The following is a 15,081-nucleotide window of genomic DNA, read 5'->3' on the forward strand; positions in this document are numbered from 1 at the left end:
AAAAGGAGAGTGGAATGTCCGCAGAACCCGTCGTCAACCTCAACCAGCCCGTCGCAGACCGGGTGGCCAAGACGACCTGTTACATGTGCGCCTGCCGCTGCGGGATCGACGTCCATATCACCGATGGCAAGGTCCGCTATATCGACGGCAACCGCGATCACCCGGTGAACCGGGGTGTCATCTGTGGCAAGGGCAGCGCGGGGATCATGCAGCACTATTCGCCCGCACGTCTTCGCGCGCCGATGCGACGGGTGGGGCCGCGCGGTTCGGGCGAGTTCGAAGAAATTTCCTGGGACGAAGCGCTGGCGCTGGCAACCGACTGGCTGGGGGAGGTCCGTCGGAGCGATCCCCGGCGGCTGGCGTTTTTCACCGGCCGCGACCAGAGCCAGTCGCTGACCGGGTTCTGGGCAATGCAGTATGGAACGCCGAACTTCGCGGCCCATGGCGGGTTCTGCTCGGTCAACATGGCCGCCGGCGGGCTTTATACCTTCGGCGGCGCCTTCTGGGAATTCGGCGACCCGGATTGGGACCTGACCAAGTATTTCATGCTGTTCGGCGTGGCCGAGGATCATGCCTCGAACCCGATCAAGATCGGCATTGGCAAGCTCAAGTCGCGCGGCGCCAAGGTCGTGTCGATAAATCCGGTGCGAACCGGCTATAACGCTGTGGCCGACGAATGGGTCGGCATTCGTCCGGGCACGGACGGGCTGTTCGTGGGGGCGCTGATTCACGAACTGTTCCGCACCCGGCAGGTCGATCTGGACTATCTGATCCGCTACACCAACGCGCCCTGGCTTGTCATCGAGGCGCCGGGTGCCGCGGACGACGGGCTGTTTGCGCGCGACGAAGCGGGCGCGCCGCTGGTCTGGGACAAGGCAAGTGGCGGGCTGGCAAGCGGGCTCGGCCCCGATGTCCAGCCGGTTCTGACCGGACGCCGCACGCTGGCCGACGGGCGCATGGCGCGCCCGGTTTTCGAGCTGATGGCCGAACGCTATCTCGATCCCACCTACAGCCCCGAGGCCGTGGCGGAGGGAACCGGCGTGCCGGCCGAGCAGATCCGGCGGCTGGCGGCAGAGATTGCCCACGTCGCCTTCAGGGAAGAGATCGTGCTGGACCAGCCCTGGACCGACTGGACGGGACGGCGCCACGAAAAGATGATCGGCCGCCCGGTCTCGATGCACGCGATGCGGGGTATTTCGGCCCATTCGAACGGTTTCCAGACCTGCCGGATGATCCATATTCTGCAGATCCTTCTGGGGTCGATCGACTGCCCCGGCGGCTTTCGATATAAACCGCCCTATCCCCGGCAGGCGCCGCCCTGGCTGTTGCCGCACGGAGCCAGCCGCGATGTGCGCCCCGATGAACCGCTCGGCGGTCCGCATCTGGGGTTTCCGCTGGGTCCGCAACATCTTCTGCTCAATGAGGATGACAGCCCGGCCCGGATCGACAAGGGCTTTAGCTGGGATGCCCCGATGTCGGCACATGGGTTGATGCACATGGTCATCAACAACGCCGCCACCAAGGATCCCTACGGTATCGACGTTCTGTTCATGTACATGGCCAACATGGCGTGGAACTCCTCGATGAACGTGGGCGGAACGATCGAGGCGCTGACCAGAAAGGACGAAAACGGCGACTATGTGATCCCAAAGATCATCTATTCGGATTCCTATTATTCCGAAACGGTGCCCTACGCCGACCTGATCTTGCCGGATACGACCTATCTCGAACGCTGGGACTGCATCTCGCTGCTCGACCGTCCGATCTCGGAGGCCGATATGGCCGCGGATTCGATCCGCTGGCCGGTGGTCGAGCCGGACCGAGACGTGCGCGGATTTCAGGAAGTGCTGATCGATCTTGGCGGCCGTCTCGGGTTGCCTGCCTTTACCAATGCGGACGGTTCGCCGAAATATCCCGGTGGATACCCCGACTACATCGTCAACCATCAGCGCAAACCGGGGATCGGTCCGCTGGCCGGATGGCGGGGGGCGGACGGAACCAAGACAGGCAACGGCGCGCCGAACCCGCAGCAGCTCGACCGCTATATCGAGAACGGTTCCTTTTTCGCGCATCACCTGAAACCCGAGCAGGCCTATTTCAAGCACGCCAACCGCGATTACCTGACCTGGGCGGTCGAGATGGGGTTCCGGACCGTTCCGCTGCCGACGATCTTTCAGCTTTATTCCGAACCGGTGCAGGCGTTCAGGCTTGCGGCAGAGGGCCATGGCACGCGCCAGCCCCCCGAAACCCACCGCGCGCGCATTGCCCGATATTTCGACCCGCTGCCGTTCTGGTATCCGCCGTTCGAGGGAAGTCTGGTGGACGAGGCGCTCTATCCGCTTCACGCGATCACCCAGCGGCCGATGCACATGTATCATTCCTGGGGCAGTCAGAATGCCTGGCTGCGGCAGATCACGGCGGCGAACAGGCTTTACATCCATCACGATCTTGGCGCGCAGACGGGCGTTACCGATGACGACTGGGTCTGGCTCGCGTCGCATCTGGGCCGGGTCAAGTGCCAGGTCCGGCTGATGGAGGGCGTCAATCCGGACACCGTCTGGACCTGGAACGCCATTGGCAAGCGCCGCGGGGCCTGGAACCTGTCCGACGACGCGCCGGAGATGAAAGAGGGCTTCCTGCTCAACCACCTCATTTCCGAACTGCTGCCCAAGGGCGGAGGCGGCTATCGCTACTCCAATTCCGATCCGATCACGGGTCAGGCCGCCTGGTTCGACCTTCGTGTGAATATCGCCCCTGCAGACGGCGCTGGCGCCACCGAGCCGATGTTCGAACCCCTCGGCCACGCCCAGCTTCCGCCGGCGCCGGGAAAACTTGCCTATGGCAGTCAATTTCGAAAGGCCAAGACATGACGACCCTGCCGCCCGAGACCGGAAAGAAGCTTGGCCTTGTCATCGATCTTGATATCTGTGTGGGCTGCCAGGCCTGTGTGACCAGTTGCAAGGAATGGAACACCGGCGGCCACAGCGCACCGCTCTCCGACCATGACCCCTATGGCGCGGATCCCTCGGGGGCCTGGCTGAACCGGGTCCATTCCTATGAATACGAGAAGGCCGGCGTCAGCCGGACCGTGCATTTCCCGCGCTCATGCCTGCATTGCGAGGAACCTGCCTGCGTCACGGTCTGCCCGACCGGCGCGTCCTACAAGCGGATCGAGGACGGTATTGTTCTGGTCAATCCCGATACCTGCATCGGCTGCAAGCTGTGTTCCTGGGCCTGTCCCTATGGCGCGCGCGAATACGACCACGACGACGGTGTGATGAAGAAATGCACGCTTTGCGTCGATCGCATCTATAACGAGACCATTCCCGAAGAGGACAGGGTGCCGTCCTGCGTGCGCGCCTGTCCCACCGGTGCCCGCGCCTTCGGCGATCTCGGCGATCCGGACAGCGCAGTTTCGAAATCGGTCGCGGCGCGCGAGGGTTTCGGACTGCTCGAGGAGTTCGGCTACAAGCCGGTCAACCGCTATCTGCCGCCGCGCGAGGCCGCGCCGCGCGCGGTCGTGGCCGAACCGCAGGGCGAGACCGCAAGCCTGCCCAATCCCCGCTCGGCCGTCGAACGCCTGTTCGCCTGGGCCGACCGGGCTCTGTCGCACTGAGGATCCTGCATGCATCCCGCCTATTCCGTCATCTTCTTCACCACATCCTCTGGCGCTGGCTATGGCCTTCTGTTCTGGTTGTCGCTGCTTCATGCCGCGGGCGGAGCGCCGGACGGCCGGTGGAGCCTTTTGGCGATCCTTGTCATGGCTCTTGTCCTGATCACGCTGGGGCTGCTTGCCTCGACACTTCACCTTGGACACCCCGAACGCGCGATTGGCGCGCTGTCGCAATGGCGCAGCTCGTGGCTGTCGCGCGAAGGGCTGGCTGCCTTGGCAACCTATGTTCCGGCAGGTCTGCTGGCATTGGTCTGGCTTTTCGGCATCGGGACGGCCTGGAGCGTGCCGCTTGCCCTCCTGTCGGCGGCAGGGGCGGTGGCAACGGTCTATTGCACCGGCATGATCTATGCATCTCTTCCGACGATCCGGGAATGGAACATGCCGATGGTGCCCGCCATCTATCTGGTGCTGACCGCAGCCTCGGGCGCACTGATCCTTGCGACGTTGCTGGCGCTGTTCGGGGCGGCCTCCGGCTGGGTCGCGCTGCTGACCATCGCGACGCTTATGGCGGCGGCTGCATTGAAATGGCTTTACTGGGCGCGCATCGACGCAAATCCGGGCAAGTATACCGACGAGATGGCGATCGGCATTCCGGGGGCAAGCGCGATACGTCAACTGGACCCGCCACACACGCGGCCGAATTACGTGATGCGGGAAATGGGCTATCTTGTCGGACGCAAGCACGCGCGGCGGCTGCGCCGGATCGCTCTGGCCAGCCTCTGCGGGCTGCCGCTGCTGCTCGTCCTTCTCGCTCTGCTCTGGCACGCGGCCGCGCCGTTTCTTCTGATCGTCGCCACCCTCAGTGCGGCGGTCGGCCTTCTTATCGAACGGTGGCTGTTCTTCGCCGAGGCGAGCCATGTGTCGATGCTCTACTACGGTCGCAAACGGGCCTGAGCAGGCGGCGCGGCGCCTTCACAGCCAAGGGAATTGGGCATGTATTGCGGCGTTGCCGCGCAAATCCTTGGGGGGATTCATCTCGTGAATTCCGCGTGCTAGGCTCCAGACACATTGAGTTTCAAAGCCGGAACAAGACGGTTGCAGCAAGCATGATCGCGGAGAAGAACGTTTCCGGGCATCGGTCATAACGGGTCGCCGCGCGCCCCCTCGAGCGCGACTTCTGACAGCGGTGGGCGGTGATGGCGTGACCGGCCTGTTGTGCAACACGTGTCACCGCCCCATGCGCAGGAGACATACGCGAAGCTTCGCTTGGCTCATCGTCGGGTTCTGGGACGAATCCGGCCTCTGATCCGATCAACGACACATCGCGGATACGAATGGTGTTCGAAGATCGGGTCCAGATCAAAGTCGCGTGCCGAAAGGTATCCCGTCGCACACTGGGGCACCCGATCCGGTCTCGTTTTGCGTCGAACGGCTCCTTACGCTCTTCCGCTATGACGCCTCGCGACTGGCGGCCGGCAGGCGTGACCGCGGTGCCGATGGCACCGTGGCGAAGGATATGGATGTGGGTCCGTCTCGATCATTCTGCGTGCCGTGTTTGAGACGGCGCGCGGAACCGTCGTGTCACGAAGTGCTCGAAATCATCGACGAAGGTGTAGACCACGGGGATAACGAGCAGGCTCAAAAGAGTCGACGTTATCAGTCCGCCGATCACCACTGTGGCCATCGGTTGGCGGAAGCTTGGATCGCCTTCCACGAGGCTGAGAGCGGCCGGCAACATGCCGCACGACATGGCAACCGTTGTCATGATGATCGGCCTTGCACGCTTGTGGCAGGCATCCACCAGAGCATCGAACCGATTCATCCCCGATTTTCGCGCCAGCAGCGCGTAGTCCACCAACAGTATAGAGTTTTTCGAGACGATCCCCATCAGCAGCAGCAAACCGATGACAGCGGGCATCGAAAAGCTCGTGCCGGTGACAACCAGCGGAAACAAGGCCCCGCCGAGCGCCAGCGGCAGAGCGGTAAGGATGGTGATCGGCTGCAGGAAGTCGTCGAACAGCAGCACCAGCACCGCGTAGACGCAGAAGATGCCGAGCGCCATTGCAGTGGCGAAGCTGGCGAAGAGTTCGGACTGCCGCTTGAGGTCGCCTTGCTCGACAAAGCTCACACCGGAGGGCAGATTCTTGTAGCTGGAGAGCTGCTGCACCTCGCTGTTGACACTTGAGAGGCTGCGCCCGTTCAGTTCGATGGTGACCGACACATTGCGCGAGCGGTCGAGCCGGTCGATTTCGGAGGGCGAGGACCCAAGTGAAATATCGGCAATGGTCCCGAACGTGACGTTGCCGTTGGTCCCGGCGACAGGAATCAGCTTGATCTGATCAAGGGTTTGACGGGCCTGTTCGGCCAGGGTTACCCTGATCGGGATCTGCCGTTCGGGCAGGTTCAGTTGGGAGAGCGCCGAATCGTAGGCTCCCGACGTCGCGACCCGAACCGCATCGGAAATCCCTTTCGAAGTTACCCCGTAGGATGCGGCGCGTGCCAGATCGGGCGTGATGACGATCTCGGGCGACTGGATCGAGGCCGACGAGGTGACATTGCCGATCCCATTGATTTTACCACGAATTTCTTCGCTCAGATCGCTCGCTGCCTGCTCCAGCGTCGCGGAGTTGTCGCCAGACAGCGTGATCTGAAGCTCGGTGCCATTGCCGCCCGAACCCACTTCGATGCGCGCGCCGGGGATGTTCTCCAGTGCGCGGCGGATCTCCGCCTCGATTTGGGTCTGGCTGACATCTCGGTCGTCGATGTTTGTCAGGTCCACCACGATGGTGGCCGAGGTGACGGAACTTGTGCTGGAGCCGCCGCCCATTCCGCCGTCGGAGGCCGAGCCGGTGGCCTGGAATACCGCCTGCACGTGATCCACGCCGACAATTGCCTCTGAGACCCTGCGCGATATGGCGTCGGTTTCGGCAATGGTGGTGCCCGGCGCGGTGGTGACGTTGATTTGGGTCTGGCTGTCATCTGAGGCAGGAAAGAAGCCGGTCGAGAGATTGCCGAGCATCAGAAGCGTCGCCCCAAAGAAGGCGATCACGCCGATCACGGGAATCCAGCGGTGTCGCAACGCCCCCCGGATCACGGCCAGATAGCTTCTCATGACCAAGCCGTCCTTATGCTCCTCGGGCGGCTTCGCTTTCATCGTGTAGGCGGCCAGCATGGGCGTGACGAGCCGGGCAACCAGCAACGAGAAGAATACCGCGACCGAGGCCGTAATGCCGAATTGCTTGAAGATGATCCCGATCACCCCGCTCATGAAGGCCGTGGGCAGAAATACGGCGATCAGGGTGAAGGTGGTGGCGATGACCGCCATCCCGATCTCGTCGGCGGCCTCCATGGATGCCTGATAGGCGGGCTTGCCCATCTGCATGTGCCGCTCGATGTTCTCGACCTCGACGATGGCGTCATCCACGAGGATGCCGACCACCAGCGACAAGGCAAGCAAGGTCACGGTGTTGAGCGAGTAGCCGAGATAATCCATCACCAGGAACGTCGGAATGATCGACAGAGGCAGGGCGATCGCGGCAAGCAGGGTGCCGCGCCATTCCCAAAGGAACAGGAAAACAACCAACACAGCGATTGCGGCCCCCTCATAGAGCATGGACATCGAAGCGTGATAGTTTTGCTCGGTTGGCAGAATGGTATTGTAGGCCTCGGTGATCTTCACGTGCGGATTCTTGGCCGAGAACGCCTCCATCGCGGTCCGAACGTTTTCGGTTACTGCAAGATCCGAATAACCGGTCAGGCGCTTGATCTGCGCCGCGATCACCGGCTCGCCATTGAGGTAGGCCAGCGAGGAAAGATCGGCGTGGGTGTCGGTGATTGTGCCCAGTTCGTCGAGCCGAACCCAGCTTCCATTTGGCAGCGGGATCGGGCTGGCGCGCAATTCCTCGACGCTGTCGGAGGCGGCGAGAACCCGAACCGACTGGGAGGCGTTTCCGACCTCGGCCTTGCCACCGGACAGGTCCCGCTGGACTTCATCGAGCCGGGAATTCACGTCTGACGCCGAGAGGCCCAGGCCATTCAGCAGGAGGGGATCGAGTTCGACGCGGATCTCGCGATCGATGCCACCAAGCCGCCCGACCTCGCCGACACCGTCGACAGCCATCAGCGCACGCTTGAGGTCGTTATCAAGGAACCAGCTCAGCTCGGCATCGTCGAGCTTTTCGGAGCTGATTACGTAGGTCACGAGCGGGGAGCCCGCCAGCGTGCTCTTTGAGACGGTGGGGGCGTTCATTTCGGTTGGCAGATCGTCCTTCGCCTGATCGACGGCGCTTTGCACCTCGTCCAGCGCGGTCTGCACGTCCTTACCGACCTGAAAAGCGACGGAAATGCTGACCGAGCCGTCGGTGATCGTCGTTGTGACCGAGTCGAGCTGATCGAACCCGGTGAGCTGATCCTCGATCTTGCGGGCTACCTCGGTTTCAAGCTGCGCGGCAGCAGCGCCTTCGAGACTGGCCGAAATTTCGATCGTCGGCAGCGACATGTCGGGGAAGTTCTGCACGTCGAGACGGTTGAAAGCCATCAACCCGGTGATGGTGAGCAGCACAAATGCGAGGATTGGCGGAACCGGGTTTCGGATTGCCCAAGCCGAGAAGTTCATTGGACGGCCTCCTTGTCAGCTTGGTCCGATGCCTCGGCTCGTTGTTGCGCCCCGTCACCGGCGTCATCGGTTCCATCGCCCGATGCGGCGACCGCCGCATCGTCGCTGGACGGCTCCGGCGCAACCACCCGCACGACAGAACCTTCGGACAGAAAGGCCCCGCCCGATTGAACGACCTTCGCATCCGCAGGCAGATCGCTGGTTATTTCGACCCGGTCGTCCTGACGCCGTCCGGTCTCGACCCTGACCCGCGAAACGGTCGGTGTCTCGCCCTCTACCAGCGTGAAGACGTAGGAAAACCCGTCCTGCATCACGATGGCGGAAGACGGAACCGAAAGCGCCTCACGCGAACCGACCTGGAACACGCCCGAAATCATGATGCCGGTCTTGGGCTGAGGGCTGTTGTCGGGCGCCGTCAGCGAGACATAGACGATCACCCGTCCGTTGCTTTCCGAGGCGCTGGGAGAGATGCGCCGAACCTCACCGGAGATCTCGCCGAAAGGGGTGGGAATGCGCACCGGCGTGCCGACTTCGATATTGCGCAGTTGTTTGAGAGGCACCTCGGCCTGCCATTCCACCTTCCCGTCGCGAACGAGCCGGAACAACTCCTGCCCCTCGCTGACCACATCGCCGATGGCGGCGTTGCGCGCGCTGATCACTCCACCGGTGACAGCGGTCACTTGCGTGTACTCCAGATCGAGCTTGGCCGAGGCAAGTTGGGCTTCAGCGGAGGCGACATCCGCCTTCGCCTTGCGTTCGGTGGCATAGTATTCGGCGGCCTGTTGCTTCGAGATCGCGCTGCCGCCGCTGAGCTGGCGCGCGCGGTCCGCTTCAGCGGTCGCCTGGTCGAGAGACGCCCTGGCCGATTCCAGCGAGGCCTCGAGCTGAAGAATGCTGTTTTCCAGCGACTCGCGCGAGAGTTCGGCGAGCGGGTCATCCTTGGCCACGGTGTCGCCCACGTCGGCATTGACCGACTTGATCATCTGACCGCCGATCTGGGCGGAAATAATCACCTCCTGCCAGGCGGCAAGCCAGCCATTGGCCTCCACCTCCACCGGCCAGACGTCCGTCTGGGGTGCGATCACGGCGACGGTGAGCGCCGCAGCACTCTGCGTCGCCTCTGCCTCTGCCTCGACCGCGGTGCCGGTTCCCGTGCTCTGTGGCCGCAGGAAGACCACCGCGCCGGCGAGGGCGACAGCGGCGATGCCCGCAATGAGGAGGTTTCGTTTTCCAGTCATGTGTCAGCTTTCAATTTGGCGCTCAGACCGGGCGCGGTGGCACCCAGCCACCGCCCACTGCCTTGTAAAGCGCGATCCATTGTACCAACACGGCCTGGCGCTGGCTGATGCGGGTGATCCGTGCGGACTGCAGAAGCCTGCGGGCCTCTTCCCGGTCGAGCAGCGAGGTGCGCCCGGCCTTCCAGTCTTCGTTCATTGCGTCGAAATAGGCTTGGTACTGTTGAACGAGAGTTTCGGCACTGGTCAGATTGGTGCGAGCGGCGGCGAGGCGTGTCAGGGCGTCCTCGACTTCGCCGACCGCGGTCAGCACGACTGAACGATAGCTCTCGGCCGCCGTCAGGGCATCGGCATTCGCTGCGCGGACCGAAGCCCGCAATGCGCCCCCGTCGAGGATCGGCACCGACAGCGCCGGCCCGAACGACCAGGACTTCGGACTCGAAAGCGTGACATTGCCATCAATCGTCAAGGAGGGATACAGGTTTGCCTCGGAAACCTTCAGGTCCAGTAGCGAGGCGGCAAATCTCTCTTCCTCTGCGAGCACGTCCGGGCGTTGGCGCAGCATGTCTGCAGGGACCGAAGAGACCCGAAATGGTTTCGTCGCAGGCAGACCGCCGCCCTTGGAGAGGATCGTATCGATCTGCGCCCGGGAAACGCCCACCACTTTCGTGAGACTTTGCAGCGCTACCTGACAATCGGCCCGTTGGTTGGTGAGGTTGATCTCCGCGCTCGCCACGGTGGCCTGCGAGAGCGACAGGTCGGAGGGAGCGCTCAAACCCGCGTTCACCAAGCTGCGCGTTGCATTGAGGGTTTCCTGCTGCGAGGAAAGCGTGCTGCGGTATTCGGCTTCGGCAAGCTTGCAGGCACGGTAGTCGACGTATCCACTTGCGACCTCGGCCGCGAGCGAGATGTAGGAGCCGGCGTAGGAAATCTCGTCGGCCCGGGCGCGCGTGCTGTCGGCGAGGGCAGTGTTGGCGTTCCGGCCGAGGATATCGACCTCCCAGCTGGCATCCACCAGTTCCGTGCGGCTCTTTGTGCGTCCGACGAGCTCTGCATCGCTGAGGGTCGCCGAGGCCGTTCCTGTCACATTGGGATAGAGATTGGCCGAACTCTCGCCGGCCAATGCTCTGGCTGCCATGACACTTGCCGCGGCGCTTCGCAGATCGGGGCTGTTTGTCCGAGCGAGCGAAAGCAGCTCCGTCAACTGCGCGTCACCGACGCGGGACCACCAGTTCACATCCAGCGTCGCGCTGGCCGAGGGTGCTGACGTCGCGTAGCGGGCCGCAACGGCTTGCCGGGCATCGGGCCGGATCAGCGGCACGCTGCACCCGGCAAGCAGGCAGGCACCCAGAAGGGTGAGGGCAGTCTTCATGGGGCGGCTCCGAAACTTCTCGGGTTTGTATGCGTTCGGAGGATGTTAAGTTGTGTCAAGTTTCGGCAAAGTTTTTAAAAGTCGGCTATCCGGACCGGGGGGCGGCGCTAAGATCGCCGTGAAAGGACGAGCCGAAAATGACGACTGTATTGTTTATTGACGATGATGCCGAACTTACCGGCCTGCTCGGCGAGTATCTGGAACAGGAAGGCTTCAAGGTCGCGATTGCCGGGGACGGCGAGCGGGCCCTGGGGCGCATCGTGGATGCCCGCGCCGATATCGTTGTCCTGGATATCATGATGCCCAAAGTCGACGGGCTGCAGGTGCTGCGCCGCATTCGCGCGGAAAGCTCGGTGCCGGTGCTGATGCTGACCGCCCGCGGAGACGAAGCCGACCGGATCGTGGGACTCGATCTGGGAGCCGACGACTACCTTGCCAAACCGTGCTCTCCGGCCGAACTCATTGCGCGCATCCGCGCGATCCTGCGCCGCACCCTTCCGGTCGAGGGGCAGGATAGCGAGAGCTCGAACGTGCAGCAAGAGGGGCCGCTCAGCATCGATCGCGAACGCCGCCTCGCCACCTGGGCCGGCAAGCCCATCGCACTGACCGGAGTCGAGTTCAACATTCTGGACGTCCTTATCGCACAGACCGGACGGCCGGTATCGCGGGCGGATCTTTCCCAGCAGGGGTTGGGTCGGCCGCTTGCGGCCTATGACCGCGCCGTCGATGTGCATGTCTCCTCGATCCGACAGAAGATCGGTAACTTCGCCGACGGCCGGTCGCCCATTCAGAGCCTTCGTGGCGTGGGCTATGTCTTTGTCAAGGAATGACCGATCATGATCTTGCGGGTCTTTGCCTTCATCTGGGGGGCGACGCTCGTTACCCTGTTGTTGTTTCTGTCGCTGATTTTTTTCGTGGACCTGACGCCACCCAAGGATGTCTGGCGAAAAGCAGAACTGGAGATCCTCGAACAGGAACTGGCGCTGATCTACGACAGAGAAGGTCCAGCAGGGACTCGGGCGTTCTGGCAACAGATCGCGCCCGCCCATCCAAGCTACGGGCTCGAGGCCGACAGCTCTTGCACGCACCCGAGCGCAATCGGCGTGTCGGGCGACGGCTGCTTGCGGCTGGTCGACCTGGGCTCCGCAGATGACACCCTGGCCTTGTTGCGACCCGTCACGCTGCCGCTGATCCTGGGCGCCGTGGTCAGCGCAATGATGGCGATCTTCCTCTCGCGCTGGCTGACCCGTCCGATCCGTGAGGTGAGCCGCGGCCTCAAGGCGATCGCGGAGGGGCATCTTGAAACCCGAATGCCGGCAAGCCTGCGCACCTCCAATCGCGAGATGCAGGAGCTCGGCAAGGATTTCGATCTCGCCGCCGAGCGATTGCAGGCACTTTCCGAAGGCCGCAACCGGCTATTCCATGATATCTCCCATGAGATCCGCTCACCGCTCGCCCGGTTGCGCGCCGCGGTCGGGCTGATCGAGATCAACCCTGCGCGCGGCTCTTCGCTGGCCGGCCGGATGGAGGGGGACATTGCCCGGCTTGACCAACTCGTGAACGAGATCCTCACGCTCGCCCGGCTCGAACGTGGCGAAAGGTTGGGCGAGTTCCAGAGGATCGATCTGCTCGATCTCGTCGAGAACATCATTGCGGATGCAAATTTCGAGGGCCGCGTCCGCGATGTCAAAGTGCAATATTCTGGCGCCAACACTCTGGAACTGCACGGAAATCTGGAGCTTCTTCACCGCGCCTGCGAGAATGTCATCCGCAACGCACTCGCCCATTCGCCCCAAGGCGGGGTCGTGGCCGTGACCGGACGGCTGGCTGGAGAAACGATCGTTCTTGAAATTGCGGATCACGGCGTGGGTGTGCCCGAGGCCGATCTGAAAAACATATTCAACCCCTTCGTACGGGTCGACGAGGCGACCCCTTCGGTTGGGATCGGCCTCGGCCTCGCCATTGCCTCAAGCGCCCTTCACTCCCACGGCGGTTCCATCACAGCGAGAAATCGTCAGCCCCACGGCCTGCTGATCGAAATTGTTATCCCAACGCTCATAGGCAATGCATCGTCGGAGTTGTGAGGTTCGATGAGGTTCGTGTCTCTAGGGCGTCGTCGAGCTAGCCGCAACGGGCCGTTCGCGTCATCAAGGCCAACCACGGTTCGCAACTTTGCAGCGGCCGCTCCCTGCGCATCGCAGACTTTCAACCGGCCCTACCGGCCGACGCACAAGCGGTCCCGAACTCGTCCTCCGGATTCTGCTTATCGCGTATCTGAACGATAATCCGCGCCTGTGAGCGGGGTTTGCCCTCTACAATCAGGTGTACCCCCCCATACCAGCGTCGCCATCGTCTCGCGGTTCTTGTCGGCAAGGTTCGCCGACCGCGAATAGTGCCGCGCCATCGATGGCGTTTTCTGCCCCAAGAGGTCCGCGATGCGCCGTTTATCAAGTCCCGCCTCGCGCAGCGTCGTTGCGACCGTGTGGCGCAGACCCTTGAGCGTCAGGCCGGGGGCGATCAAGCCGTCCGCTTCCAGCCCGGTCTTGAAGCGGTGCCAGACAGTGGAAAACCCGTTGTAGGTCCATGCCGCGCCCTGCGAACTGGCCAGCACGGTGGCGGCTTCATGCGCAGGGATGCTGTCGAGCGCGGCCCGCAAGGTGAGGCTGACCGGAATCGCCACCTCCCCCGTCTTGCCGCGCACGCCCCAGATCGTATCGCCCTCGATCTGGTCCTTGCGCAGCGTCAGCGCGTCGGAAGGATCGAGGCCGGTGTTCATCATCAACGCCAGTGCCACGCGAACGTGGGGCTTGGCGCGGGAAAGGACGATGTCGCGCTCCTCGATGGTCCAAGGCCGGTTGGCATAGGCGCGGTCGCGGGGACGGCGCTTGGGGATCACGTCCTTGGCGTAGTTCGCGGCGACCAGCCCTCGAGGGACGGCATGGCGAAACACCTCGCTCAGCAAAGTGCGCACCATGTTGGCCCGCCGCCAGCCGATCTTTTTCGCGGCCTTGTCATGTATGCCCGCGATCAGTGGGGTGCCGATCACATGGACGGGCGTGTCGCGGATGGGCGCAAGGAAATCCGCGCATTTGCGGTAATCGCGGCGTGTGGCCTCGGCCAGATTGGCGAAATGCCCTGTCTCGAAATAGCCCTTGATTAGCCCGCCCAAAGTGCCCGCGCGGGCCTTTCTGCTTCTGCGCCATGGCGATGGCGCGGATCGCCTCGCACTCTGCCAGAAACTCGGCCGACCCCAGCGGCGCTTCGGTCAGGTCGATCTTGTGGCCCGTCGCGCGGTGGTAGCAGCGCATCCGGCCGTGACGATCCTTGAATATCTTGAACCCTTTGACGCGCACATGGGTCATCACAGCCGGTCCAGGATGTCGTCGCGCGTCATCTCGACATGGTCGGCCTTCATAGTGTCGATCCAGCGGTCGATGTCGCGCCGGTCCCACAGCAAGGTGCCGCGGGCCAGCTCCACGGGTCGCACCGGGCAGCTTGCCTTGAAATGCTTCATGGCGAGGCCCGTGTAGCTGGCGGCCTCGGCATGTCGCAGCGCGCCTATCAGAGCTACGAGACCGGCAAACGCTCTATTCCTGTCGAGGCACTGGTCGACATGCACCGCCAGTTCGGCACGGACCTGAACTGGATCCTGCTGGGGGTCGATGCTGTGCGCCCGGGCCATGACCTGGCCGCGCTGGAGGGATTCGAGACAGCGCTCGACCGCCACCTGAGCGCGACCGGCGTCCGCCTGAAAAGCGAGAAGCGCGGGGCGATCGTTGCGCGCTGGTACCGATCGTTCCTGGAAGGGAAGGAAATCCCCATGGACGACGTTCACACCTGGATCGAACTGCTGAGAGAATGACGATGGGGCTTTAGAAGAGTGATGCCTGGCTTCGGCACGAGGTGGCGTCGATGGAACGGATGCAGAGGGACCTGGCGCGCTACACGCACCCAGTGATCCGCGCGATAGGGCCGTGCGGGGTGGCTTATCTGGCGAGCTGGGCGATGGTGATGGCGCTGGGGGCTGAGGCTGGTGCGATGGTGGTTGTCGCAGCGATGTCTGCGACGGTTCTGGTGCTGGGTGCGCCAGCCTTTGCGCTGGCGGTCGCGGCGGAGCGGCATTTTCGGGGGCGGTTGGAGCGGATCGCCGGAGAATCTGGACGCACCAACCGATTTGTTCAACCAAACCAAGTGCCTGGACAAGTGCCGTGCAATGCCGTCCAATGATCATGTAGCTTTGTATTCC

General features: G+C 63.1%; 12 protein-coding genes and 1 pseudogene. 7 read left to right on the top strand and 6 right to left on the bottom strand.

Annotation, left to right across the window (positions count from 1 at the left end; translation table 11 throughout):
• Nucleotides 1-14: 14 nt before the first annotated feature.
• Genes DQG17_RS17665 through DQG17_RS17675 form a run of 3 tightly spaced genes read left to right on the top strand, consistent with a single transcriptional unit; the run spans nt 15 to nt 4,567 of the window.
• Nucleotides 15-2,870 (top strand): molybdopterin oxidoreductase family protein, encoded by a 2,856-nt coding sequence (locus DQG17_RS17665; RefSeq protein WP_116134203.1) that lies wholly within the window; start codon nt 15-17, stop codon nt 2,868-2,870.
• Complete coding sequence (locus DQG17_RS17670) at nt 2,867-3,616, top strand: 4Fe-4S dicluster domain-containing protein (protein WP_116134204.1); 750 nt, start codon at nt 2,867-2,869, stop codon at nt 3,614-3,616. Before DQG17_RS17665 ends, DQG17_RS17670 begins: the two co-directional genes overlap by 4 nt.
• Nucleotides 3,617-3,625: 9 nt before the next feature.
• Nucleotides 3,626-4,567, top strand: a complete 942-nt coding sequence (locus DQG17_RS17675; protein WP_116134205.1) for a DmsC/YnfH family molybdoenzyme membrane anchor subunit — start codon at nt 3,626-3,628, stop codon at nt 4,565-4,567.
• Between the two features lie 121 nt (nt 4,568-4,688).
• On the opposite strand, the pseudogene DQG17_RS17680 reads toward DQG17_RS17675, so the two are convergent.
• The 4 genes and pseudogenes from DQG17_RS17680 to DQG17_RS17695 form a co-directional block, all read right to left on the bottom strand.
• Nucleotides 4,689-4,772: pseudogene (locus DQG17_RS17680) on the bottom strand (IS5/IS1182 family transposase); the annotation flags it as partial.
• Between the two features lie 378 nt (nt 4,773-5,150).
• Nucleotides 5,151-8,228 carry an efflux RND transporter permease subunit gene (locus DQG17_RS17685; protein ID WP_116134206.1) on the bottom strand — a complete coding sequence of 1,026 codons (3,078 nt, stop codon included), beginning with the start codon at nt 8,226-8,228 and terminating at the stop codon, nt 5,151-5,153.
• On the bottom strand, nt 8,225-9,406 hold the full coding sequence (locus DQG17_RS17690; RefSeq protein ID WP_198666182.1) for an efflux RND transporter periplasmic adaptor subunit: 1,182 nt from the start codon (nt 9,404-9,406) through the stop codon (nt 8,225-8,227). Before DQG17_RS17690 ends, DQG17_RS17685 begins: the two co-directional genes overlap by 4 nt.
• An 82-nt stretch (nt 9,407-9,488) precedes the next feature.
• Nucleotides 9,489-10,835, bottom strand: coding sequence for an efflux transporter outer membrane subunit (locus tag DQG17_RS17695; protein WP_116134208.1), 1,347 nt, complete (start codon nt 10,833-10,835; stop codon nt 9,489-9,491).
• A gap of 137 nt (nt 10,836-10,972) precedes the next feature.
• On the opposite strand from DQG17_RS17695, the gene DQG17_RS17700 reads away from it, so the two are divergent.
• Entirely contained in the window at nt 10,973-11,665 is a 693-nt protein-coding gene (locus DQG17_RS17700; protein ID WP_116134209.1) for a response regulator transcription factor, read from the top strand.
• A gap of 6 nt (nt 11,666-11,671) precedes the next feature.
• Nucleotides 11,672-12,919 (top strand): ATP-binding protein, encoded by a 1,248-nt coding sequence (locus tag DQG17_RS17705; RefSeq protein ID WP_116134210.1) that lies wholly within the window; start codon nt 11,672-11,674, stop codon nt 12,917-12,919.
• A gap of 179 nt (nt 12,920-13,098) precedes the next feature.
• Here DQG17_RS17705 and DQG17_RS17710 read toward each other — a convergent pair whose 3' ends face one another.
• Both DQG17_RS17710 and DQG17_RS17715 read right to left on the bottom strand, forming a co-directional pair.
• The gene (locus tag DQG17_RS17710; RefSeq protein ID WP_198666183.1) at nt 13,099-13,881 is read right to left on the bottom strand and encodes a tyrosine-type recombinase/integrase; all 783 of its coding nucleotides are present in this window, start codon (nt 13,879-13,881) and stop codon (nt 13,099-13,101) included.
• A gap of 315 nt (nt 13,882-14,196) precedes the next feature.
• Nucleotides 14,197-14,349: a hypothetical protein gene (locus DQG17_RS17715; protein WP_232829493.1), complete on the bottom strand. Its 153-nt coding sequence runs from the start codon at nt 14,347-14,349 to the stop codon at nt 14,197-14,199.
• Nucleotides 14,350-14,379: 30 nt separating this feature from the next.
• Between DQG17_RS17715 and DQG17_RS17720 the strand changes: the two genes are divergently transcribed.
• Both DQG17_RS17720 and DQG17_RS17725 read left to right on the top strand, forming a co-directional pair.
• On the top strand, nt 14,380-14,697 hold the full coding sequence (locus tag DQG17_RS17720; protein WP_232829494.1) for a helix-turn-helix transcriptional regulator: 318 nt from the start codon (nt 14,380-14,382) through the stop codon (nt 14,695-14,697).
• 50 nt (nt 14,698-14,747) lie between these two features.
• Nucleotides 14,748-15,062: a hypothetical protein gene (locus DQG17_RS17725; RefSeq protein ID WP_116134213.1), complete on the top strand. Its 315-nt coding sequence runs from the start codon at nt 14,748-14,750 to the stop codon at nt 15,060-15,062.
• Nucleotides 15,063-15,081: the final 19 nt, after the last annotated feature.

The organism is Tropicimonas sp. IMCC34043 (assembly GCF_003390845.1).
Taxonomy (GTDB): domain Bacteria; phylum Pseudomonadota; class Alphaproteobacteria; order Rhodobacterales; family Rhodobacteraceae; genus Tropicimonas.